Origin of the sequence: Streptomyces sp. NPDC005485 (assembly GCF_040606085.1) — a bacterium.
GTDB lineage: Bacteria > Actinomycetota > Actinomycetes > Streptomycetales > Streptomycetaceae > Streptomyces.
The window spans coordinates 1-23,635 of record NZ_JBEXDZ010000147.1 but is presented as its reverse complement, the minus strand read 5'-3'; the positions used below and the strand labels follow the sequence as shown (position 1 = coordinate 23,635).

Sequence of the window (23,635 nt, the reverse complement as noted above, 5' to 3'; positions counted from 1 at the left end):
GCGGCTTCACCAGCCCTCCAGCGCCACACACCCCAAGCCGCACGACTGCCCGGGGTCGAGCACGGCGAAGCTTGGCTGGGGGCCTGCTACGCGACGGGCAGAGACGTACCGGCACGGACCCTTCCGTGCGTACGGCGACTGCGGGTGCGTGGGGGCTGGGGAGTGGGGGCTTGCGGCTGCCGCTTCGCTGCGGGTGCGTGGGGAGGCGGGGGCCGACGTAGCCGCGTCACTGCGGGCAGTCGTGCGGCTTGGGGTGTGTGGCGCTGGAGGGCTGGTGAAGCCGCGTTACTGCGGGCGGGCGTGCGCCTAGGGGCGGCTGCCCACCCAGCGGCGGCGGGTGCGTGTGACGCCGGGGGCTGGCGAAGCCTCGTTACTGCGGGTGGGCTTGCGGCTGGGGGCGGTTGCCCACCCGGCAGCGGGGTGCGTGTGGCGCCGGGGGCCGGCGAGGCCTCGTTACTGCGGGCAATCGTGCCGCTAGGGGCGGCACGGGTGGGCGCAGCGGCACCTCGTAAGCGCCGAGTTGCGTGACCCACCCCCGGCCGGCACCCACACCGGGTCACCGTTCAAACGAGGGGTGAGAGGGGTTTGCCCACCCACCCCCGGGTGACCGTTCGAGCAAGGGGCACCCGGGGTATGCCCACCCACCCCGGGTGAGCGAGCAAAGCCGGAGGGCACCCGGGGGGCTTCGTCAGCGCAGAGCTGATCGTAGGGCGGAGTCGATTGTCGGGAACGCGAAGGTGAAGCCCGAGGAGAGGAGGCGGGTGGGGAGGACACGCTGGCTGCCCAGGATATCGCCGGCCATCTCACCGAGAGCGAGCCGGATCACCGGAGCAGGGGCGGTGAACAGCGTGGGCCGGTGCAGGACGCGCCCCATCGCCTCCGTGATCTCACGGTTGGTCAGCGGCTCCGGCGCGGTGAGGTTCACCGGCCCGGACAGGGAGTCCGTGTCGATGACATGCCGGATCGCGGCCACCTCGTCGTGCAACGCGATGAAACTCCAGTACTGGCTGCCGTCCCCCAACCGCCCCCCGAGCCCCGCCTTGAAGAGCGGAAAGAGCTTGCCCCAGGCCCCGCCCCTGCGGGCCACGACCAGCCCGGTACGCACGAACGCCGTCCGAACCCCGGCCTCCCGCACGGGAGTCGCCGCCCCCTCCCACTCCACGCACAGGGAGGGAAGAAACCCCTCCCCGGCAGGCGCCGTCTCGTCCACGGGGCGCCCGCCCGTGTCGCCGTAGAACCCCATCGCAGTGCCGTTGACGAAGACCCGCGGCCGCTCGTCGAGGGACGCCACGGCCTTGGCCAGCGTCGCCGTGCCGAGCACCCGGCTGCAGCGGATCCGCTCCTTGTACGCCTTCGTCCAGCGCCGCGAGGCGACTCCCGCCCCCGCGAGATTGACCACCGCGGCAGCCCCGGCGAGCGCCCCCGCGTCGATCCGGCCGCCCTCGGGGTCCCACTGGATCTCGTCCCGTGCACGCGGCGCCCGGCGGACGAGTCGGACCACCTCGTGCCCGTCAGCGGTCAGGGAGCGCGTCAGCGCCGAACCGATCATGCCGGACGCACCGGCGATCACCACACGTGAACCGGGGGCCAGGGGCGCATCGTTCATGGGTCCATCCTGCCTCGCGCCCGGTCAAGAGGACATCAGGGGAGAGGAGGGGAGGGGGAGGGGGAGAGGAGGACAGGGAGGGGAAAACACGCGACGTGAGGCGGCTGCGCCGTCCTACAGTGAGCTTCATGCCCGTACCGCACATACGTACCGCCACCCTCGACGACGAGGACGCCCTCGGTCGTCTCGACCGTGACACCTGGTCCCCGATGCATGCCGTCCAGCCGCGTCCCCGGCCGCCGTACGAACCCTTCTACAGCGAGCGGTTCGGGCCCCGGGACCATCTCGTCGCCGAGATCGACGGCGAACTCGTCGGCTACATCCGGCTCGGCTACCCCACCTCCCTCGCCTGCAACGCCCATGTCCGGCAGATCCAGGGTCTCGTCGTCGCCGACGCGGCGCGCGGCGCCGGTGTCGGACGCGCGCTCCTGCGCGCCGTACAGGCGGAGGCCCGTCGGCAGGGGGCGCGGCGGATCGCGCTCCGCGTCCTCGGGCACAACACCCCCGCCCGCAAGCTCTACGAGTCGGAGGGCTTCGTGGTGGAGGGGATCCTGCCCGGGGAGTTCCTCCTGGAGGGGGAGTACGTGGACGACGTACTCATGGGGCGCTCCCTGTAGCAGGAGCGCCCGCGCTCATGAGGTGACCAGGTCGCCCGTGTCCACCGGGGTCGTCGCCGTCGCCGCGCTCCGGGCGTCGCCCGCGACCTCGTTCGCCGTCAGCACGTACCCCGTCTCGTCGTCCGAGGTCGACCTCGCGAAGACCACGCCGTACACCCGGCCGTCCGTGGTCAGCAGCGGTCCGCCGGAGTTGCCCGGGCGGACCGTGGAGCGGATGGAGTAGATCTCGCGTGTGACGGTGTCCGAGCTGTAGATGTTCCGGCCGGTCGCGTGGATCCGGCTCGCCACCGTCGCCGCCTGCAGGTCGAGGCCGCCGTCCTGCGGATAGCCCGCCACGACCGCCGAGTCGCCGCGCGAGGCACTGTCGTCGAAGCGGAGCAGCGGCGCCCGCAGCTGAGGCACATACAGCACCGCGACGTCCTTGTCGGGGTCGAAGAACACCACCTTCGCCTCGTACGCCCGGCCCACCCCGCCCACCCGTACGTTCGGGTCGTCGATGCCCGCCACCACGTGGGCGTTGGTGATCACATGCTGCGCCGCGTACACGAAGCCGCTGCCCTCGCGGCCCTGGTTGCCGGCGACGCCCTCCACCTTGACCGTGCTCAGCTTGGCGGCGTTCGTCGCGCTCGCCGTGACGCTGTCCCCGGAGGGCTTGGCGACCCCCGCCGTCGGCTCGTTCTCGAAGGGGTTGAAGACCTGCGGGAAGCCCGCGTCCGCGAGGGCCGAGGTCGCGCGCGAGAACCAGGTGGGCGTCGTGTCCGGCATCGTCTTCTGTACGGCGCCCAGCAGGGCCGAGTTGCGGATCGACTGCGTGATCAGCGTGGACGAGGACGCGCCCAGCACGCTCGCGGCGACCCAGGCCACCAGAAGCACCGCTACCGTGTTCGCCGCGGCTCCGCCGATCCCGTCGGCCACCCGCAGCGGGCCGATGTCCAGCTCTCGGCGCAGTCGCAGCGCGAGCCGCCCCGCCAGCTCGTGGCCGACCACGCCGGGGACCAGCACCGTCAGCACCGCCGTCACCGTCGCCGCCGGTGTTCCCGCCTCCACCAGGTCCATCACCCAAGGCAGCACCCATACGCCGATGACGGCACCGCCCACGAATCCGGCCAGCGAGACGCAGCCCGCGACCAGGCCCCGCCGGTAACCGGAGGCCGCATAGGCCAGGACCACCAGCAACAGCAGGATGTCGAGCACGTCCACGGAGCCGCCTTTCTCTGGGGCCCCTTAGTACGCGCAGGGCGGGCCCAGTGATCAGCCACGCGAGCGCGTCGCGGAAAAACCCCGCACGCACGCCTGGACCTGTAGAAACGTCCCGGACCGGGACGATGGTTCCACCAGGTGGCACACCACACATCGCGAGACGCCCGGATCGGGGTCAGGGTGGGGACATGCGTGTGTTCCGGAGAGCGCGGGAGCCACGGGAACGGCGAGCCGCGCGGCCACGAATACCCGGCGTCGCCGCCCGGCTGCGGCGCGCGGCACGCCCGCCGTTCGCGACGGCGCTGATGCCGTTCGCGGTGCGTGTCCGGGCGGCGAAGGGGCGAATGCCCCGGGGCCTGCTGATGGTGCTCGCCGGTCTCCCCGGGCTCGCCGCCGTCCTCGCGCTCGTCCTCTGCTCGGTCGGAGTGGACCGTACGAGGGCCCACTCCGACCGGCCCTCGGCCGCCGCCCGGCCCGCCGTCGCGCACTCCGCCCCCAGGCCCGCCATCGTGCCCCGCTCGCGCTGGCTGGACGCCAGCGTGCCGCGCAACCCGCCGCCCGCCCGCTACGACGACCGGGTCGTCGCCGTCTTCATCCACCACACGGACTCGCCCAACGCGTACGACTGCGCCGACGCGCCCCGCATCATCCGCTACCTCTACGCCGGTCAGATCGGCGCCCGGCAGTGGGACGACATCGGCTACAACTTCCTCGTCGACCGCTGCGGCACGATCTACGAGGGCCGTGCGGGCGGCGTCGGCCGGCCCGTCACCGGCGCCCACACCCAGGGCTTCAACCACCGCACCGCCGGCATCGCAGCCCTCGGCACCTTCACCGCGGGAACGCCCGTGCCCCGGGCGATGACCGACGCGATCGCCGCCCTCGCCGCGTGGAAGCTCGGGCTCTCCCATGTCGACCCGCGCGCGAAAGTACGCCTCGTCTCCAGCAACAACCTCAGCCGCTACGCGTCCGGCACCGCCGCCGAGCTCCCCACCCTCGCCGGTCACAACGCGGGCTTCATGACCAGCTGCCCCGGCGCCGCCCTCACCGCGAAGCTCCCCGAGATCCGCGAGAGGGCCGCCCGTCTCCAGGGCCGCTAGCCGGGCCCGCCGGGCCCGCCGTGTTCACAGACGGTCCACAGTCGGGTCAAGGGGCCCTCAGATCCCCGCTCCCTAGCCTGGTCCGCGTACAGCCGACCGGAGGTGGGGAGAACACATGAGCAGCAGCCGTACGAAGACCACTGACCGCTGGGCCGGCGTCCTGCGGAGCCCCTGGACCGTGGTGTGCGCGGTGGTGAGCGTCGTCATCGGCCCGGCCGCGGTCACCGCGTCCGCGCTGGACCGGGCGAACGCGGCGCCGCTTCACCACGCACACGCCGACGCGCACCCGGTCGGTGTGCCCCGTACGGCGCCGTCGCCGTACGTCAGCCCTCGTTCCTGAACCGCTCCCACAGCTTGGGGTAGCGCTCCGCGAGCACCGCCTCGTTCTCGAATTCGACCGGGGTGCCCTCCGGCTCGGGAGCCGCGGGCGCAATGCCCAGATCCGGCGCGACGACACCGGTGAGCTGCTCGTACGCCTCGTCCGCCGCGTACCCCAGCTCCTCGCCGTCGCCGTCCAGTTCCTCGTCGAAGTCGGCCAGAAGATCGCCGAGCGAGTCCGGGTCGTGCAGCGCGCCCTCGAAGACCTCCCGGCCCTGGCCGATCAGCCAGCAACGAAAGAAGTCGAAGGCGTCGTCGCTCGCACCGTCGAGCAGCACCCAGGCGGCGCCCCACAGATCCCAGCGGTACGCGCGGTTGTAGCGGGACTCGAAGTGCCGGGCGAAGTCGAGGACCGAGTCCGGGTCCAGTCGGCCGAGCCGCTCGATGAGCAGGTCGGCGTGGTCCTCGGGGTCGCCCTCGGCGGCCTCGCGGGTCGTGTCCACCAGCTCCCAGAACTCCGTCTCGTCCATCACGGGACAAGCATCGGTCCTGAAGAGGAGGGACGCACGCGGAGTGCCGCAGATTGTTATGCGTGCACATGCCGAAGGAATGAGGCGGGGGGAAGGTGAGTGGAGAAGAGGGGCACTTCGGGTGGGCGGGCAGGCGGCGCAGAGGGACCGCCGGCGGCAACCGTCACCGGTACAGCGCCGCCAACCGCCCCGCATCCCCCGCGAAGCGGTCCCGCAACGCCCCGGGCGAGACCACCTCCACCTCAGCCCCCAGCCCCGTCAACTGCGTGTGCGCGACCTCGTGCGACTCCACGCGCAGCGTCACGGTCACCCAGCCCCCCGCGTCGGGGGAACCGCACCCCGCCAACGCCTCCCGCGCGGCCACGGCATCAACCGCGTACGCCAGTCTCCGCACCCCCTCGGGAGAGAGCCGTACGAGGACCTCGGCCCGCAGGATCGACCGCGCGAACTCCTCGGCCCTCTCCTCCCAGAACCCCGGCAGGTCGAACCCCTCGTCGCGAGAGAAGCGCTCATCCGAGGCCGCGGGCTCCACCGCCGTGAACCGGTCGACGCGGTACACGCGAAAGGAGGGCGCGGGGCCGGGGACCCGGGCGCACACGTACCAGACGCCCGCCTTCAGCACGAGCCCGTACGGCTCCAGTTCCCGCTGGACGTCCGCCGCCTCCCCCTTGACGCGCCGGTAGCGCGCGGTGATCCGGCGGTCGTCCCACACGGCCTCCGCGACCGCGGGCAGCAGCGCGGGCGTCCCGGTCTCCCGGAACCAGGCGGGCGCGTCCAGATGGAACCGCTGCGCCGCCGTCCGCGAGGCGTCCCCCATGGACGGCAGCAGCGCGGCCGACACCTTCAGCCGGGCCGCGGAGGCCGCGTCCTCCAGCCCCATCTCGCGAAGCGCCCCGGGCACTCCGGACAGGAACAGCGCCTCGGCCTCACTGCGCGCCAGCCCCGTCAGCCGCGTCCGGTACCCACCGATCAGCCGGTAGCCGCCGGCCCGCCCCCGGTCCGCGTACACCGGGACCCCCGCCTCCGACAGCGCCTGCGCGTCGCGCGTGATCGTCCGCTCGGACACCTCCAGCTCCCGCGCCAGCTCACCGGCGGTCATCGACGGCCGGGACTGGAGCAGCAGCACCATCTTGATCAGGCGGGCAGCGCGCATACGTTCATGATGCCGGGCGGCACCGACAGCGAAGGGGGCACGGCGACGGCCGTACCCCCTCGGCAGAGCGGTTGCGGAGCAACCGCGCAGCGGCTCTACAGGCCGTAGCGCTCCCTGGCTTCCTTCACCGACGAGGCCTTGACCTCGCCGCGGCGGGCGAGCTGGGCCAGCGCCGCGACCACGATCGACTCGGCGTCGACGCCGAAGTGGCGACGGGCCGCCTCACGGGTGTCGGACAGGCCGAAGCCGTCCGCACCGAGCGAGGAGTAGTCCTGCTCGACCCACTGGGCGATCTGGTCGGGGACCTGGCGCATGTAGTCGGAGACCGCGAGCACCGGGCCCTCGGCGCCGTGCAGCGCCTGGCGGACGTACGGCACCCGCTCCTCGCCGCGCAGCAGCGCCGCGTCGGCGTCGAGGGCGTCGCGCCGCAGCTCGGTCCAGGAGGTCGCGGACCACACGTCGGCGGCCACGCCCCACTCCTCGGCGAGCAGCTGCTGCGCTTTGAGGGTCCAGTGGATGGCCGTACCGGAGCCGATGAGCTGGATCCGGGCGGCGTTGGCAGCCGGGGAGAGCCCGGCCGACTCGGCCGTGTTGAAGCGGTACAGACCCTTGACGATGCCCTCGTCGATGCCGGGAGCGGCCGGTTTGGCGGGCTGCGGCATCGGCTCGTTGTAGACCGTCAGGTAGTAGAAGACGTTCGGGTCCTCGCCGGGCGCGGCCTCGCCGTACATCCGGCGCAGACCGTCCTTGACGATGGTCGAGATCTCGTACGCGAACGCCGGGTCGTACGACATCGCGGCCGGGTTCGTCGCGGCGATCACGGGGGAGTGCCCGTCGGCGTGCTGGAGGCCCTCGCCCGTCAGCGTCGTACGGCCGGCGGTGGCGCCGACCAGGAAGCCGCGGCCGAGCTGGTCGCCGAGCTGCCACATCTGGTCGGCGGTGCGCTGCCAGCCGAACATCGAGTAGAAGATGTAGAAGGGGATCATCGCTTCGCCGTGCGTGGAGTACGCGGTGGACGCGGCGATGAAGTCCGCCATGGAACCGGCCTCGGTGATCCCCTCGTTGAGGATCTGGCCGTCCTTGGCCTCCTTGTAGTACATCAGCTGGTCGCGGTCGACCGGCTCGTACGTCTGGCCCTTGGGCGAGTAGATGCCGAGGGAGGGGAAGAGGCTCTCCATGCCGAAGGTGCGCGCCTCGTCGGGGACGATCGGCACCCAGCGACGGCCGGTCTGCTTGTCGCGGACCAGGTCCTTGACCAGGCGGACGAAGGCCATCGTCGTCGCCATGTTCTGCGTGCCGGAGCCCTTGTCGAACGCGGCGAACGTCTTGTCGGCGGGCGCGGGCAGCGGCGCGAGCGCGTGCGTACGGCGGGCCGGGGCGGGGCCGCCGAGGGCCGCGCGGCGCTCCTGGAGGTAACGGACCTCGGGGGCGTCTGCGCCGGGGTGGCCGTAGGGCACCTGGCCGTCGACGAACTGGCTGTCGGAGATGGGGAGTTCGAGGACGTCACGCATCTTCTTGAACTCGTCCACCGTCAGCTTCTTCATCTGATGGTTGGCGTTCTTCGACGCGAAGCCCTCGCCGAGCGTGTGGCCCTTGACCGTCTGGGCCAGGATCACGGTCGGCGCGCCCTTGTGGGCGAGGGCCGCGCGGTAGGCGGCGTACACCTTGCGCGCCTCGTGACCACCGCGGGAGAGGTGGAAGCACTCCAGGATCTTGTTGTCGCTCAGCAGCTTCGCCATCTCGACGAGCGCCGGGTCGGCGCCGAAGAAGTCCTGGCGGATGTAGGCGGCGTCGCGGGTCTGGTACGTCTGCACCTGCGCGTCGGGTACCTGGCGCAGCCGGCGTACCAGCGCGCCCGTGGTGTCGAGCCGGAACAGCTCGTCCCAGGCCGTGCCCCACAGTGTCTTCACGACGTTCCAGCCGGCGCCGCGGAACTGCGCCTCCAGCTCCTGCACGATCTTGAAGTTCGCGCGGACCGGGCCGTCGAGGCGCTGCAGGTTGCAGTTGATGACGAAGGTCAGGTTGTCCAGGCCCTCGCGTGAGGCCAGGGCGAGTGCCGCCGTCGACTCCGGCTCGTCCATCTCGCCGTCGCCGAGGAACGCCCACACGTGGGACTGCGAGACGTCCTTGATGCCGCGGTTGGTCAGGTAGCGGTTGAAGCGCGCCTGGTAGATCGCGGAGAGCGGGCCGAGGCCCATGGAGACGGTCGGGAACTCCCAGAGCCACGGCAGGCGTCGCGGGTGCGGGTACGACGGCAGACCGTCGCCGCCGGCCTCCTGGCGGAAGTGGTCGAGCTGGTGCTCGCCGATCCGTCCGTCGAGGAAGGCGCGGGCGTAGATGCCGGGGGAGGCGTGGCCCTGGATGTAGAGCTGGTCGCCGGAGCCGTCGGCCTCCTTGCCCTGGAAGAAGTGGTTGAAGCCGGTCTCGTAGAGCCAGGCCGCGGAGGCGAAGGTGGCGATGTGGCCGCCGACGCCGTACTTCGAACCGCGCGTCACCATCGCGGCCGCGTTCCAGCGGTTCCACGCGGTGATCTTCCGCTCCATCTCCTCGTCGCCGGCCACGACGGGCTCGGCGGCGGTGGGGATGGTGTTGACGTAGTCGGTCTCAAGCAGCTTGGGCAGCGCGAGACCGTTGCCCTCGGCGCGTTCCAGTGTGCGGCGCATCAGGTACGCGGCACGGTGCGGCCCGGCCGCCTTGGTGACGGCATCCAGGGAGGCCTGCCATTCGGCGGTCTCCTCGGGGTCGCGGTCCGGGAGCTGGTCGAGCTCGCTCGGCTGGATTGCGGTGGGGTCGGTCATTGCGCCGCCTTCCGGATACGGAGGGGGCACGTGAAGGGGGTTCCTTCGCCGTTCTCCCTCAGCGGTAAGGGGTTTTCGGGGGTGCCCTTGGTCTTTGGCAGGACAGGGCGGCGGGCTCTTGTAGGAGCCCGTCGGTGACTGTAACTCCCTGATCGATGATCGATCAAAGGGTTGAAGGGGAAAACCTCTTCAAGTCGAGAAAGTAGGCACCCGGTGCCTTCCGGGTAGGCACCCGGTGCCTTGAAATCGAAGGCGAAATCGAGGATTCACGCAGGTCGGGGCACGTCTGAGCGCCTGCACGCTCCACTGTGCCGGGACCGCTCAGGCGCCCTCAGGCCCGCGGCGCGCACCCCAGCACATGGGCCTTCACGAGGTCCGCGATCAGCGGGTCCCGCCGCCGGAAGGCCTCCACGAGCGCCTCGTGCTCCTCCGCGTACGACTGCTGGACGGTGCCCAGCCAGCGGATCGACAGCGCCGTGAACACCTCGATGCCCAGGCCCTCCCAGGTGTGCAGAAGGACGGAGTTGTTCGCGGCGCGGACCAGTTCGCGGTGGAAGCCCACCGTGTGGCGGACCTGGCCGGTGCCGTCCGCCAGCCGGTCGGCCTCGTACAGCGCGGCGACGTGCGGCTCCAGGGCCGAGCAGTCCTCGGCGAGCCGCGCGGCCGCCAGCTCCGCCGCGATGGCCTCCAGGCCGGCGCGGACCGGATAGCTCTCCTCCAGGTCGGCGGCGGTCAGATTGCGTACCCGTACGCCCTTGTTGGGCGCCGACTCGATCAGCCGCAGGGACTCCAGCTCGCGCAGCGCCTCCCGTACGGGCGTCTGGCTGACTTCCAGCTCGGTCGCGATCCGGCGCTCCACGATCCGCTCGCCCGGCTTCCAGCGCCCGCTCACGATCCCCTCCACGATGTGCTCGCGGATCTGTTCGCGCAGCGAGTGGACGACGGGCGCGGTCATGAGGGCTCCTTCGCAGGGGGCGCACCTGCCCCAAGGGCGTTTGACGTTTAGACAATAAGGCCGCGGTCCCCTCCAAGAGGGGTGCACGGGGGCGCTTTCGCGCAGGTGAGACGAGACTTACACGCTGTCACAGGGGGCGGACCTGTAAAGACCCCGTACCGGGTCCGACCCGGCCGTGTCACGGGCTTGTCACCCGTTGAACCTCCGGGCCGCGCAAACGTGTGGCGGTGAGCACAGGGGTTCCCGCCAGGGGCGCTCCTGGGCCATCAGGGGGTTGTCATGAGCGGACGGGGACGCGGGCGGGCACTTCGTTGGGGGATCGCGGCGGCCGTGGCCGGGACGGTCCTCGGGGTGACGGGCTGCCAGCCGATGGACACGTCGGCGGCCGGGGAGCCGAGCGGTTCGCAGGCGGGCACCGTCCCGGTGGGCCTCGGCTCGGCGGGGCAGCCCAAGGGCGCCGGCGGCGCCTGTGTCTTCGTCAAGCCGGACGGCGCCCAGAAGTTCGGCCACACCGGCTGGGGCTTCCGGGTCACGGGCACCGACCGCTGGGTCTACGGCGCCGTCGAGAACCCGACCAACGCCCTGTACACCCCGCCCGGCGGCTACATCGGCGCCTGGCACGCGGAGGGCACGTACGCCCGGATGCTCAGCGACATGTCCCGGGACACCCACAACCGCGGCAGCGCCAAGCACCCGTACACCCGCTACCGCTGCACCGGCTCCTCCACCGGCGATGTGACCTCGGCCCGCGCGAAGATCACCGAGGTCGAGCAGCGCGGCTTCCTCGTCGGCATCGACCCGGACTCCGGCGACCTCGGCTCCCGGGACTGCCTCGACGCGACGTACGACGTCCTGAAGGCGTACCGGGCACGGCATCTGACGCCCGCGTACCAGACGGAGATCCCGAACGTGTGGGTCGAGACGCTGGTCCTGTGGACGGACAAGACCCTCAAGCCGCAGTAGAGCGGCAGACAAGGCACTGCCCCCGCCCGGAGGATTCCGGACAGGGGCAGCGGACGCGAGGTGGATCAGAGGCCGAGCTCGACCTCGAACTCGCCCGCCTCCAGGATCGCCTTGACCGCGGTCAGGTAACGGGCCGCGTCGGCGCCGTCCACCAGACGGTGGTCGTAGGAGAGCGTCAGGTACGTCATGTCGCGGACGCCGATGACCGTACCCTCCTCCGTCTCGATGACGGCCGGACGCTTGACCGTGGCACCGATGCCCAGGATCGCGACCTGGTTCGGCGGCACGATGATCGTGTCGAAGAGCGCGCCGCGCGAACCGGTGTTGCTGATCGTGAAGGTCGCGCCGGACAGCTCGTCCGGGGTGATCTTGTTCGCCCGGACCTTGCCCGCCAGGTCGGCGGTGGCCTTGGCGATACCGGCGATGTTCAGGTCGCCCGCGTGCTTGATGACCGGGGTCATCAGGCCCTTCTCGGAGTCCACCGCGATACCGATGCTCTCGGTGTCGAAGTAGGTGATCGTGCCCTCTTCGACGTTGATCCGGGCGTTGACGGCCGGGTGGGCCTTCAGCGCCTGGGCCGCCGCCTTCACGAAGAACGGCATCGGGGAGAGCTTGACGCCCTCGCGGGCCGCGAAGGAGTCCTTCGCCTGCGCGCGGAGCTTCATCAGCCGGGTGATGTCCACCTCGACGACCGAGGACAGCTGCGCCTGCTCGTGCAGGGCCTTGACCATGTTGTCGCCGATGACCTTGCGGATGCGCGGCATCTTGACGGTCTGACCGCGCAGCGGGGAGGCCTCCAGCGTCGGAGCCTTCTTCGCGGCGGCCGGAGCAGCGGCGGCCGGAGCCGGAGCGGCGGCGGCCTTCGCGGCCTCGGCGGCGGCGATGACGTCCTGCTTGCGGATACGGCCGCCGACGCCGGTGCCCTTGACGGAGGCCAGCTCGACGCCGTTCTCGGCGGCGAGCTTGCGCACCAGCGGGGTCACGTACGCACCGTCGTCACCGGAGATCGCGGCGGGCGCCGGGGCCGGGGTGACGGGGGCGGGCGCGACCGGAGCGGGCGCGGCAGGGGCGGGAGCCGGTGCGGCGGGCTGGACCGGAGCCGGAGCGGCGGGGGCCGGAGCGGCCGGAGCAGCGGGGGCCGGAGCCGGAGCCGGAGCCGGGGCAGCGGCGGCGGGCGCGGCCGGAGCAGCGGGGGCGGCCGCGGGGGCGGCACCCGGCGCACCGATGACGGCCAGCCGGGCACCGACCTCGGCGGTCTCGTCCTCGCCGACGACGATCTCCAGCAGGACGCCGGCGGTCGGCGACGGGATCTCGGTGTCGACCTTGTCCGTGGAGACCTCGAGCAGCGGCTCGTCCTCCGCGACCTCCTCGCCGACCTCCTTGAGCCAGCGGGTGACGGTGCCCTCGGTGACCGACTCGCCAAGAGCCGGAAGGACGACGTCGGTGCCCGTGGCGGAGGAACCGCCGGTGGCGGCCTCGGCGGTGGGGGCCGGTGCGGGGGCGGCGGCCTCGGTGGACGGGACGGCCTGCGGAGCCGGCTCCGGAGCGGCCGCGGGGGCCGGCTCGGCAGCAGGGGCCGGGGCGGGCGCCGGGGCGCCCGTGCCGTCGTCGATGACGGCCAGCTCGGCGCCGACCTCGACGGTCTCGTCCTCGGCGACCTTGATGGATGCGAGCACACCGGCGGCGGGCGAGGGGATCTCGGTGTCGACCTTGTCGGTCGACACCTCCAGCAGCGGCTCGTCGGCCTCGACGCGCTCGCCCTCGGCCTTCAGCCAGCGGGTGACAGTGCCCTCGGTGACGCTCTCACCGAGCGCCGGAAGGGTTACGGAAACCGCCATGGTTTCTGTTGCTCCTTAACGATGGTGCGGAAGTCTGTGGTCGTCGCGCCCAGGTCGACGCGGTGACTGAATCCCGGAAAGCTCGGCGAGATCAGTCGTGCGAGTGCAGCGGCTTGCCCGCGAGGGCCAGGTGGGCCTCGCCGAGCGCCTCGCTCTGCGTCGGGTGGGCGTGGATCAGCTGAGCGACCTCGGCGGGCAGCGCTTCCCAGTTGTAGATCAACTGAGCTTCGCCGACCTGCTCGCCCATACGGTCTCCGACCATATGGACGCCGACCACGGCACCGTCCTTGACCTGGACGAGCTTGATCTCGCCCGAGGTGTTGAGGATCTTGCTCTTGCCGTTGCCCGCGAGGTTGTACTTCAGAGTGACGACCTTGTCCGCACCGTAGATCTCCTTGGCCTTGGCCTCGGTGATCCCCACGGAGGCGACCTCGGGGTGGCAGTACGTCACCCGGGGCACGCCGTCGTAGTCGATCGGAACGGTCTTCAGACCGGCCAGACGCTCCGCCACCAGGATGCCCTCGGCGAAGCCGACGTGCGCGAGCTGGAGCGTCGGGACCAGGTCACCGACGGCGGAGATCGTCGGGACGTTCGTCCGCATGTACTCGTCGACCAGGACGTAGCCGCGGTCCATCGCGACGCCCTGCTCGTCGTAGCCGAGACCGGCCGAGACCGGGCCGCGGCCGACGGCGACGAGCAGCACCTCGGCCTCGAACTCCTTGCCGTCGGCAAGGGTGACCTTGACACCGTTCGCGGTGTACTCGGCCTTCGAGAAGAAGGTGCCCAGGTTGAACTTGATGCCGCGCTTGCGGAACGCGCGCTCAAGAAGCTTGGAGGAGTTCTCGTCCTCGAGCGGGGCGAGGTGCTTGAGGCCCTCGATGACCGTGATGTCGGTCCCGAAGGACTTCCACGCCGAGGCGAACTCGACGCCGATGACACCGCCGCCGAGCACGATCGCGGACTCGGGGACCCGGTCCAGGACCAGCGCGTGGTCGGAGGAGATGATGCGGTTGCCGTCGATCTCCAGCCCCGGCAGCGACTTCGGCACGGAGCCGGTCGCGAGGAGCACGTGGCGGCCCTGGATGCGCTGGCCGTTCACGTCGACGGAGGTCGGGGACGACAGGCGGCCCTCGCCCTCGATGTACGTCACCTTGCGGGACGCGATAAGACCCTGCAGACCCTTGTAGAGGCCCGAGATGACGCCGTCCTTGTACTTGTGGACGGCCGCGATGTCGATGCCCTCGAAGGTGGTCTTCACGCCGAACTGACCGGCTTCGCGAGCCTGGTCGGCGATCTCTCCGGCGTGCAGCAGAGCCTTGGTGGGGATGCAGCCGTTGTGCAGGCAGGTGCCGCCGACCTTGCCCTTCTCGATCAGGGCGACGTCCAGGCCCAGCTGCGCTCCGCGCAGCGCCGCGGCGTAACCGCCGCTACCACCGCCGAGGATCACTAGGTCGAAAACGGTGCTGGCGTCGTTCGCCACGTCACGTCCTCCATGCATGTGCGCCGTACGCCGGTCGTCTTCGACCGGGCGGCGGCTGGTGTCCGGCCGCTCTTTCTTCGGCCCTGTGGTGGGGGCCCTGTCCTGCCGAGAACCCATCTTCGCACCTGTCGGCCGGTGGCGGGACGCCGGGCCGGGGTGTGAGACGTCTGATCCATCACGTCGAGGGGGTGCGGATGCGCAGGAACCTGCGGATTTCGTTGAGGGCGAAACCCCCGTACGCCCGTCCGTACCACCACGACGACGGCCCCGGGTCCAGCGGACCCGGGGCCGTCCTCCAGCGGAAGCAGGGCTTCAGCCCGATCGGCGCAGCGGGGCTCAGCCCAGCTCGCCCTGCGCCGTCAGCTCGGCGAGGCGGACCAGGGTGCGGACCGCGGAGCCGGTGCCGCCCTTGGGGGTGTAGCCGAAGGGGCCGGCCTCGTTGAACGCCGGGCCCGCGATGTCGAGGTGCGCCCAGGTGATGCCCTCGCCGACGAACTCGCGCAGGAAGAGACCGGCGACCAGGCCGCCGCCCATGCGCTCGCCCATGTTGGCGATGTCGGCCGTGGGGGAGTCCATGCCCTTGCGCAGGTGCTCGGGGAGCGGCATCGGCCAGGACTCCTCGCCGACCTCCTCGGCGGCGTCGACGATCGCGGCGCGGAAGGCGTCGTCGTTGGCCATCACACCGAAGGTGCGGTTGCCGAGGGCCAGCACCATCGCGCCGGTCAGGGTCGCCACGTCGACGATCGCGTCCGGCTTCTCCTCGGACGCCTTCCACAGCGCGTCCGCGAGGACGAGACGGCCCTCGGCGTCCGTGTTGAGGACCTCGACGGTCTTGCCGCTGTACATGCGCAGCACGTCGCCGGGGCGGGTGGCGGAGCCGGACGGCATGTTCTCGGCGAGCGCGAGCCAGCCGGTGACGTTGACCTCCAGGCCGAGGCGGGCGGCGGCCACGACCGCGGCGAACACGGCGGCGGCGCCGCTCATGTCGCACTTCATCGTCTCGTTGTGCCCGGCGGGCTTCAGCGAGATGCCGCCCGAGTCGTAGGTGATGCCCTTGCCGACGAACGCCAGGTGCTTGTTCGCCTTGGAGCTGCTGTACGACAGCTTCACCAGACGCGGCGGGGCCTCGGAACCGACGCCCACACCGAGGATGCCGCCGAAGCCGCCCTTGGTCAGGGCCTTCTCGTCGAGCACCTCCACCTTGATGCCGTGCTCCTTGGCGGCGGCCTGCGCGACGGCGGCGAACGCCTCCGGGTTCAGGTCGTTCGGCGGGGTGTTGATGAGGTCGCGGGCGCGGTTGAGCTCCTCGCTGACGGCGACGGCGCGCTCGATCGCGGCCTTGTACGCCTTGTCGCGGGGCTTGCCGCCGAGCAGCGCCACCTCGGCGAGTGGGGCCTTGCCGTTGCCCTTGGCGCTCTGGCCGTTCTCCTTGTACGCGTCGAAGGAGTACGCGCCGAGCAGCGCGCCCTCGGCGACGGCGCCCGCGTCGGCGGCGTCCGTCAGCGGCAGGGCGAAGGCGGCCTTCTTGGTGCCGGCCAGCGCGCGGGCGACGGCACCGGCGGCGCGGCGCAGTTCCTCGGCGCCGTACGTCTCGTCGTCCGCGGGGACCGCTCCCAGTCCGACGGCGACCACGACCGGTGCCTTGAAACCGGACGGCGCGGGCAGCTTCGTCACCTCGCCCTCGGCGCCGGACGCGCCGAGGGTCTGAAGGATGTCGGCGAGCTTGCCGTCGTAGGCCTTGTCCACGGCCTCGGCGCCCGGCGCGACGACCGGGCCCTTGGCGCCCTTCGCGACACCGACGACGATCGCGTCGGCCCGCAGTCCGGAGGCCGCGGCGGTGCTGAGAGTGAGAGCAGTCACGGTGGTGAAATCTCGCTTCCATTGAGTTGCTGGGGTCGATCAGGGATGGGTCGACCGGGCCCGAGGACTGACCCTAGATCCGGCCCGAAGGAGAGGTCTCGACGGGGGCGGCTCAGACGGGGGCGGTCACACGTCCGGGTCGAGCCTACGCGCGGGGCCGGGTTTCGCTCATTTCTACGGGCGTTCACCTGTGAGTGGCGTCGTAGCCGCTTCTCGCCCATCACTCCACGTGACCTGAGCCACACTCATGGTGTTCCGGTGGGCGACCCGCTCACCGGTCGCATCATTTCCACGGATCCTCCTCGGAACGACCACATGGGGATCTTTGGGGGGAGGGTCCCAATCATGGCGCAGAGTGCGCACAGGTGGAGAAACGCGGCCGCCGGTCTCACGACCGTCGGACTGCTGGCCGTGGGGCTGGGGGCGCCCCACGCGTCGGCTGCCGCGACACCGCGTATCGATCTCAAGGTGCTCGTCGTGGACAACGGCGACAGCCCCGTCGCGGCCATCACCGCGGAACTGAAGAACACCGGCATTCCGTACACCACGGTGAGCCTTGGCGACGCGACCCGCCCGACGATCGACACGGCGTTCCTGAGCGACACCGTCGGCGGCGTCCCGCGGGCCAGGTACCAGGGCGTGGTGCTGCCCAATGAGGCGCCGTTCGGCTCCGGTTCGGCCGAGCAGACCGCGCTGGAGACGTACGAGAAGACCTATGGCATCCCGCAGCTCGACGCCTACACCTGGGCACACCCGGAGGTCGGTCTCGACTACACGAGCGAGGGCGGCTGGAGCGGATCGCTGGACGGCCGGGCCGCCGCGGTCACCACGGCAGGCACCGCGGGCCCCTTCGGCTACCTCGACGGGCCGCTCACCTTCGAGGACAACTCCCCGTCCGTGTCCGAGAGTTACGGCTACGTGGCCAAACCCCGTACGGGCTTCACCAGTTACGTCGACACCGCGGTGCCCGGCGGTGAGGGACGCGGCAGCCTGCTCGGCGAGTACGCGCACGACGGGCGCCGCGAACTCGTGGTGACCTTCGCGTACAACCAGTACCAGCAGCAGTTCCGGGTGCTCGTGCGCGGCATGGTCGAGTGGCTGACCCAGGGCGTGCACCTCGGGCAGAGCCGAAGCTACTTCTCCGTCCACGTCGACGACGTGTTCGCACCGGACGCCCGCTGGGACGCCGACCGCAACTGCACGCCGGGCGACATCGACTGCGTGGGCGGCGGCGAGGAGGGCACGCCGATCCGGATGACGGCGGCCGACGCGCAGTACGCCGCGCAGTGGGAGCAGAGCACCGGCTTCACCCTCGACATGGTGTTCAACGCGGGCTCGGGCGAGGAGTGGAAGAGCGAGAACGGCGGCACGGACGCCCTCGCCGCCCAGTTGCTCGCCGACAAGGCCAAGTACCGCTGGATGAACCACACCTACACCCACCAGTTCCTCGGCTGCGTCCAGGACACCACGACCGTGCCGTGGAGCTGTGCGAAGAACGCGGACGGCTCGACGCGGTACATGAGCCGCTCCGACATCTCCGCGGAGATCAGGAACAACTACAACTGGGCCGCCTCCAAGGGCCTCTCCACCGACCGCACCGAACTCGTCACTGGCGAGCACTCGGGCCTCAGGACGCTGCCGCAGCAGCCCGCCGACAACCCCAACCTCGCGGGCGCCCTCGCCGACAACGGCGTCAAGTGGACCGGCTCCGACAACTCACGCGAGCCGCAGCAGCGCGCGGTGGGCGCCGCGCTGACCGTGCCGCGCTATCCGATGAACGTGTACTACAACGCCGGTACGGCGGCCGAGATGGCCGACGAGTACAACTGGATCTACACATCCAAGGCCGACGGCGGCAGCGGCGTCTGCGAGGACAACCCCTCCTCCACATGCCTGTCGGCGCCGCTGGACACCGCCACCGGCTACGCGTCGTACATCGTCCCCCTGGAGGCGCGCACCGCTCTCGGCCACGCCCTGGGCAACGACCCGCGGCCGCACTACGTGCACCAGTCCAACCTGGCCGAGGGCCGGATCCTGTACCCCGTCCTTGACCGGGTGCTCACCGGCTACAAGGCGCTCTACGCCGACAACGCCCCACTGGAGAACCCCCGGCAGAGCGCGATCGGCACCGAGCTGAAGCGCCGAGCCGCCTGGGGGGCCGCCGTGTCGAACGGCAGCGTCACCGCCTACCGCGTCGGCACGACCGTCACCGTCAAGGCGCCCTCCGGAACGCAGATCCCGGTGACCGCCCCGGAGGGGACCAGGAAGCAACTCCTGCTCGGCACCGCCGCGTTCGGGACGCCGTACGCCGGCAGGCGCTCGGCCTGGACCACGCCGGAGGCGCTGCAGTCGGCGCTCACGCTGAAGCTGCCGTAGGCAGCCATGGCGGAACTGCGGGCCGGGGGACGGTCCGCAGTTCCCCGTACATCATCCGCATCACAGGGGGGAGCCGCGCAGCGATGCGCACCGGCCGTCATGTCACCATGCTCACCGAAGGCACGTATCCGCATGTCCACGGCGGGGTCAGCACCTGGTGCGACCAGCTCGTGAAGGGCATGCCCGAGGTCGACTTCCACATCGTCTCGCTCACCGGCAGCGGCCGCGAACCCGTGACCTGGGAGCTGCCGCCCAACATCAGCCGCCACACATCCGTGCCGACCTGGGGCCCGCGGCCGGGGCGCGCGCGGCCGCCGCTCGGCCGGGCCCGGCGTCGTTTCACCGACACCTACGAGCGGTTCCTGCTCTCGTTCCTGGACCCCGAGGCGCACTGCGACTTCGGGCGGGCGCTCTACGAACTGGCCGGACTGGCCCGCGCCGGGCGGCTGTCGGCGGCGCTGCGCACCGAGTCCGCGCTGCGCTCGCTGATGTGGATATGGACGATGCCGCATCTGCCCACCGCCGCCGCCCGGCCCACGGTGCACGACGCGCTGACCGCCACCGACCTCCTCGAACACGCGCTGCGGCCGCTCGGCGCGCGCATCCCCGAGAACAGCGTGGCGCACGCCGTCAGCAGCGGTCTGGCCACCCTGCCCGCGCTCGCCGCCCATCACCTCGACGGGGTTCCCTTCCTGCTCACCGAGCACGGCATCTACCTCCGCGAGCGCTACCTCGGCTATCGCGGCGACACCCAGCGCTGGCCCGTCAAGGCGTTCATGCTCGGCTTCTACCGCGAACTCAACTCGCTCGGCTACCGCGCCGCCGACCTCATCACCCCCTGCAATCAGTACAACCGCCGCTGGGAGGAGCGCGGCGGCGCCGACGCCGACAAGGTCCGCACGGTCTACAACGGCGTCGACCCGCACGCCTTCCCGCACGCCGGACCCGAACCCGACGTCCTCACCCTGACCTGGTGCGGCCGCGTCGACCCCATCAAGGACCTGGAGACCCTGCTGCGCGCCTACGGCATGGTGCGCGCCGAACTCCCCGAGACCAGACTCCGGTTGTTCGGCCCGGTGCCGCCCGGCGGAGAGGCGTACCGGACCCGGCTGGAGAAGCTCGCCGCCGAACTCGGCGTCACCGACGGGCTCACCTTCGAGGGCCGTATCAGCGAGGTGTGGCGCGCGTACGCGGCCGGACACGTCGTGATGCTCTCCTCCATCTCCGAGGGGTTCCCCTTCTCGATCATCGAGGCGATGTCCTGCGGCCGCACCACCGTCTCCACCGATGTCGGCGGCGTGCGCGAGGCGGTCGGCGACACCGGGCTCGTGGTGCCCCCGCGCGAGCCCGAGAAGATGGCCGCGGCAGCGCTCACTCTGCTCCGCGACGACGAACGGCGCCTGAAACTGGGGGAGTTGGCGCGGCAGCGGGTGATCGACCGCTTCACGCTGCGCCGCTCTGTGGATGCCTTCCGGACGATCTACCAGGAGCTGGCGGGCCGCCCCACGGTGTACGAGCCGACCGTCGAGACCGTCGCCGACTGGACCAGCGAACTGCGCGACCCCTGGTACCAGGCCCTCGCCACGGACGGGACCGACTGGTGAGCGGATCGCTGCGGATCCCGCCGGGCACCCGCGAGGACCCCCTCCCGGCCGTGCCCCGCGAGCGCCGCTCCCCGGCCTGGGCCGAGCCCGACCCCGTCGACGAACTCGCCGAGCGCCTGGGCGAGTTCATCGGCGCGGCCGTCCACCCCGACGAGATCGCCGCGCTTCTGGAGTCCGACGGCATGTCGGACGACCGGATACGCGAGCGCTACGGCGTCCGGAACTCCTTCGCGCTCGCCGAGGAGCTGTACGAGCGCGTCGACCGCCACTACCCCGAACCGGCGCAGCCGGCACACGACCCCTGGCAACTGGGCCTGCTCGGCTGTCTGTTGCGCGGTGTCGTGTTCGCCCTGCCAGGCCTGGGCTACGTCCTCGGGGCACCGCTTCTCGCCGGCCCCCGCGACGGCCCGGTCCTGCCCGCGGGCACCGTGCCGCTGCTCGTGGGCGCCCTGTGCGGCTGGACCTGGAACCAGGGGCTCGCCCACCGGGCGTACTCCTGGCTGGGCCTGGGCGACCCCAGGGCCGCCCACCGCGCCCTGCTTCTCGGCGCCCCCGTCGGCGTCCTGCTCGGCTCCCTGGCCGCCTTCGCCGTCGCCCCGGCCCACCCGGGCACGGTCGCCTTCGCGGCCGGCCAGTCCTGCTACCTGGGAGCGGCCACGATCCTCCTGGTGACGGGCCGCGAACGGGCCCTGCTGGCAGCCCTGTTGCCCATGACGGCGGGCACAGCCCTGGCCCTGATCCACCCGATCCCGGTCTGGGCGAGAGCGGCCCTTCTGCTGGGCTCGCTGACGACGGTCGCACTGACGGCCGCAGTCGAGGTGTGTCAGCCCGTCCGGCGTTTGAGGACGAGCGCGCAAGCGCGACAAGGGGGGAAAGGGGGCAAAGCCCTCAGGAGGAGGACGGGACGGGAAGGGGCGGAGGGGGCGAAGAAACCCGACGCGGCTCCCCGCCTCACCGACACCCTCCCCTATGCCCTGTTCGGCCTGGGCACCGGCGTCCTGGTCCTCTACGCCGGCCTCGGCGACGCCCTCACGGGCAACGCGCGCAGCGCGGTCGCGGCCCCCGCCGCGGTAGCCCTCACCCTCAGCATGGGCCCGGCCGAATGGCTGCTCCACCGGCTGCGCAGCGCAGGCCTCGCCGGGCTGCGCACCAGCAGCACCCCGGAGGGCTTCCGGCGGACCGCAGCGCTCACCCTCGGCCGGTGCCTGACCGGCTATCTCGGGGCCCTCCTCGCCCTCACCGCGGCCACCGCCGCCCTGTGGCCGCACGCGCCGGCCATCACCGGCGTACGCCTGGCCGGGCTGCTCCTGCTGGGCGTGGTCCTGTGGACGGGGCTGCTGCTCCAGTCCTTCGGCGCCGTCCTGAGCGCCGCCGTGGTCTGCACTGTCGCGGCGCTCGCCCAGACAGCGGCACTGGCGGCGCACCTGGCCGACCCGCACCGACTGGGCCCGGTCGTGTACGGCGCGGCTGCCGCCACCCTGGTCGTGCTGGTGGCCAGGCTGATCGGGAGAGCGACCGCCCACCGATGAACAAGGCGACGGGCACCTGCCGATGAAGAACCTGCTGGTGCCCTACTACGAGCACCCCGCCGTCCGCCCCGCCGAATGGGAGGCCCTGATCGCGGCCGCGCCCCACCTCCACGCCGTCGTGCTCAACCCGGCCAGCGGCCCAGGCGACCGCCCCGACCCGGCGTTCGCCGAGGCCGCCGGACGGCTGCGCGCGGCAGACGTCCGGGTGCTGGGCTACACCGACACGGACTACGGGCGCCGTTCGCACGCCGACGTCGTCCGCGACCTCTCCCGGCACCGCGCCTGGTACGGCGCCGACGGCGTGTTCCTCGACCAGGCAGCCTCCGGGACCGCCGAGTTCGCCTACTACCGGGGACTCGCCGCCGTCGCCTGGGGCGCGGGCTGCACCGCCCTCGTCCTCAACCACGGAACGGTGCCGCACCCCTCGTACGCCCGGATCGCCGACGTCCTGGTGACGTTCGAGGGGACCTGGCAGACGTACCGCGGACTGCGCGCCGAGCCGTGGACGGGGCGCGGCGCACAGGTGTGCCATCTCGTGTACGGCGTACCGGCCGGCGTCGATCTCGCGGAGCAGGCCCACGCCCGGGGCGCCGGCCTGCACTGCGCGGTGCCGGGCGGCGGCGACCATCCCTGGGGCACGCTGCCGCACGGCGTCCGGGCCGTCTCCTGAAGCTGCTCAGAACGTGCGCACCGGGGCCGGGCCGTCGGGTGTGCCGAACCCGAACCCGGTGACTGCCGTGCCCGCCAGCCGGTCCGCCAGGGAGCGGCGGGAGGGTGAGAGCACCGGCAGCGCGTTGAGGAAGAAGATCACCACGGCCACTGCCCACACCAGCACCGACAGCACGAACTCGCCCTCGACCAGCAGCACGCAGGCCAGCGCGTACACGGCGACGTCGGCCGTCGTCGTCACCGCCGCCCGCAGTGCGGCCCGGCGCGGCGGGCTCGGCATGACCTTGAGGCCGAGCAGGGCCTTGCCGACCGTGCGCCCGGTGAAGGCGAGCGCCGCCCACTGGTAGAGGAAGGTGGCGACCACCAGCAGCCCGAAGGCCTGCTCCACATCCCGGACGACCTTGTGCCAGAGGTGGAGCCCGAAGCCCTCGGAGGCGTCGATGACATCGCCGCGCGAGGTGAGGATGTCCCAGCCGCCTCGCGTCGCGAGGTCCGGCACGTCCGTCACGAGCGCGGAGATCCGGTGGAAGGTGAGCACGGCGAGCGCGGACGCAGCCGCGAGCACCAGTGCGAAGTCGATGAACCAAGCCGCGAACCGCCGAAGTTTCGGCACAGACGTCCCCCGAATCACGATCATTTGCCTGTACGGCGGCTCAGATTAGCGGCGCCCGTGCCCGGCTTCACCGGATGACCGGCGATCGTTTCAGCCCGGTGACACAACCGCTCGGCTCCGTGACGAACGATCGGACGACTCAGCCCAGCGACAGCACGACCAGCGCGGTCGTCGCCGCCGTCTCGGCCAGCCCGCCGAAGACATCGCCGGTGATGCCGCCGAAGCGGCGCGTGCAGTGCCGCAGCAGGAGTTCCGCGACGGCGCAGGCGGCGATGACCGCGAGTGCGCCGCGTACGACCTCGTCCGCCCCGAACAACGCCCCCGCGCCCGCCGCCGCACCGGTGACCAAGGCAGCGGCGAGCAGCGCGCCGGGCAACGGCACCGTGCAGCCTCGGGGATGGGAACTACGAGCATCCGCTAAACATC

At 71.7% G+C, this 23,635-nt stretch carries 19 protein-coding genes; 8 read left to right on the top strand and 11 right to left on the bottom strand.

Annotated features, from left to right (window positions below):
• Nucleotides 1-688 precede the first annotated feature (688 nt).
• Nucleotides 689-1,606: a TIGR01777 family oxidoreductase gene (locus tag ABZS97_RS34705; RefSeq protein ID WP_356144363.1), complete on the bottom strand. Its 918-nt coding sequence runs from the start codon at nt 1,604-1,606 to the stop codon at nt 689-691.
• Nucleotides 1,607-1,725: 119 nt separating this feature from the next.
• Here ABZS97_RS34705 and ABZS97_RS34700 point away from each other — a divergent pair, with 119 nt between their 5' ends.
• A complete protein-coding gene (locus ABZS97_RS34700; RefSeq protein ID WP_356144361.1) occupies nt 1,726-2,223 on the top strand; it encodes a GNAT family N-acetyltransferase in 498 nt (165 codons plus the stop codon).
• Between the two features lie 15 nt (nt 2,224-2,238).
• Here ABZS97_RS34700 and ABZS97_RS34695 read toward each other — a convergent pair whose 3' ends face one another.
• Nucleotides 2,239-3,423: a MarP family serine protease gene (locus tag ABZS97_RS34695; protein WP_356144359.1), complete on the bottom strand. Its 1,185-nt coding sequence runs from the start codon at nt 3,421-3,423 to the stop codon at nt 2,239-2,241.
• 305 nt (nt 3,424-3,728) lie between these two features.
• Between ABZS97_RS34695 and ABZS97_RS34690 the strand changes: the two genes are divergently transcribed.
• Together ABZS97_RS34690 and ABZS97_RS34685 are read left to right on the top strand one after the other, a co-directional pair.
• Nucleotides 3,729-4,523, top strand: coding sequence for a peptidoglycan recognition protein (locus tag ABZS97_RS34690; protein WP_356144367.1), 795 nt, complete (start codon nt 3,729-3,731; stop codon nt 4,521-4,523).
• A 115-nt stretch (nt 4,524-4,638) separates the two neighbouring features.
• On the top strand, nt 4,639-4,863 hold the full coding sequence (locus ABZS97_RS34685) for a hypothetical protein (protein ID WP_356144357.1): 225 nt from the start codon (nt 4,639-4,641) through the stop codon (nt 4,861-4,863).
• Here the strand turns inward: ABZS97_RS34685 and ABZS97_RS34680 are convergent.
• From ABZS97_RS34680 to ABZS97_RS34665, 4 genes are all read right to left on the bottom strand, one after another.
• A complete protein-coding gene (locus ABZS97_RS34680; protein ID WP_356144365.1) occupies nt 4,847-5,371 on the bottom strand; it encodes a DUF4240 domain-containing protein in 525 nt (174 codons plus the stop codon). The two genes, ABZS97_RS34685 and ABZS97_RS34680, sit on opposite strands and share 17 nt — an antisense overlap.
• Nucleotides 5,372-5,534: 163 nt before the next feature.
• Nucleotides 5,535-6,524, bottom strand: a complete 990-nt coding sequence (locus ABZS97_RS34675; RefSeq protein ID WP_356144355.1) for a WYL domain-containing protein — start codon at nt 6,522-6,524, stop codon at nt 5,535-5,537.
• A 95-nt stretch (nt 6,525-6,619) separates the two neighbouring features.
• Entirely contained in the window at nt 6,620-9,322 is a 2,703-nt protein-coding gene (aceE, locus tag ABZS97_RS34670; RefSeq protein ID WP_356144353.1) for a pyruvate dehydrogenase (acetyl-transferring), homodimeric type, read from the bottom strand.
• A 331-nt stretch (nt 9,323-9,653) separates the two neighbouring features.
• Nucleotides 9,654-10,277 (bottom strand): GntR family transcriptional regulator, encoded by a 624-nt coding sequence (locus ABZS97_RS34665; RefSeq protein ID WP_356144351.1) that lies wholly within the window; start codon nt 10,275-10,277, stop codon nt 9,654-9,656.
• 279 nt (nt 10,278-10,556) lie between these two features.
• Here ABZS97_RS34665 and ABZS97_RS34660 point away from each other — a divergent pair, with 279 nt between their 5' ends.
• Nucleotides 10,557-11,240 carry a hypothetical protein gene (locus tag ABZS97_RS34660; RefSeq protein ID WP_356144349.1) on the top strand — a complete coding sequence of 228 codons (684 nt, stop codon included), beginning with the start codon at nt 10,557-10,559 and terminating at the stop codon, nt 11,238-11,240.
• A gap of 65 nt (nt 11,241-11,305) precedes the next feature.
• Here the strand turns inward: ABZS97_RS34660 and sucB are convergent, their stop codons facing one another.
• The 3 genes from sucB to ABZS97_RS34645 all read right to left on the bottom strand — a co-directional run bounded on the left by sucB (nt 11,306) and on the right by ABZS97_RS34645 (nt 16,418).
• Complete coding sequence (gene sucB / locus ABZS97_RS34655) at nt 11,306-13,078, bottom strand: 2-oxoglutarate dehydrogenase, E2 component, dihydrolipoamide succinyltransferase (RefSeq protein WP_356144347.1); 1,773 nt, start codon at nt 13,076-13,078, stop codon at nt 11,306-11,308.
• 91 nt (nt 13,079-13,169) lie between these two features.
• On the bottom strand, nt 13,170-14,558 hold the full coding sequence (lpdA, locus tag ABZS97_RS34650) for a dihydrolipoyl dehydrogenase (RefSeq protein WP_356144345.1): 1,389 nt from the start codon (nt 14,556-14,558) through the stop codon (nt 13,170-13,172).
• Nucleotides 14,559-14,894: 336 nt separating this feature from the next.
• Nucleotides 14,895-16,418 (bottom strand): leucyl aminopeptidase, encoded by a 1,524-nt coding sequence (locus tag ABZS97_RS34645; protein ID WP_356144343.1) that lies wholly within the window; start codon nt 16,416-16,418, stop codon nt 14,895-14,897.
• 345 nt (nt 16,419-16,763) lie between these two features.
• Here ABZS97_RS34645 and ABZS97_RS34640 point away from each other — a divergent pair, with 345 nt between their 5' ends.
• The 4 genes from ABZS97_RS34640 (at nt 16,764) to ABZS97_RS34625 (ending at nt 22,597) form a co-directional block, all read left to right on the top strand.
• Nucleotides 16,764-18,794 (top strand): hypothetical protein, encoded by a 2,031-nt coding sequence (locus ABZS97_RS34640; RefSeq protein WP_356144341.1) that lies wholly within the window; start codon nt 16,764-16,766, stop codon nt 18,792-18,794.
• Nucleotides 18,795-18,877: 83 nt separating this feature from the next.
• A complete protein-coding gene (pelF, locus tag ABZS97_RS34635; protein ID WP_356144339.1) occupies nt 18,878-20,398 on the top strand; it encodes a GT4 family glycosyltransferase PelF in 1,521 nt (506 codons plus the stop codon).
• Nucleotides 20,395-21,927 carry a hypothetical protein gene (locus tag ABZS97_RS34630; protein ID WP_356144337.1) on the top strand — a complete coding sequence of 511 codons (1,533 nt, stop codon included), beginning with the start codon at nt 20,395-20,397 and terminating at the stop codon, nt 21,925-21,927. The genes pelF and ABZS97_RS34630 overlap by 4 nt, the downstream gene beginning before the upstream one ends.
• Before the next feature lie 22 nt (nt 21,928-21,949).
• Complete coding sequence (locus ABZS97_RS34625) at nt 21,950-22,597, top strand: spherulation-specific family 4 protein (RefSeq protein WP_356144335.1); 648 nt, start codon at nt 21,950-21,952, stop codon at nt 22,595-22,597.
• A 6-nt stretch (nt 22,598-22,603) separates the two neighbouring features.
• Here the strand turns inward: ABZS97_RS34625 and ABZS97_RS34620 are convergent, their stop codons facing one another.
• Together ABZS97_RS34620 and ABZS97_RS34615 are read right to left on the bottom strand one after the other, a co-directional pair.
• On the bottom strand, nt 22,604-23,209 hold the full coding sequence (locus ABZS97_RS34620; protein WP_356144333.1) for an RDD family protein: 606 nt from the start codon (nt 23,207-23,209) through the stop codon (nt 22,604-22,606).
• 139 nt (nt 23,210-23,348) lie between these two features.
• On the bottom strand, nt 23,349-23,635 hold a 287-nt coding region (locus ABZS97_RS34615), incomplete at its 5' end, for an adenosylcobinamide-GDP ribazoletransferase (protein ID WP_356144331.1).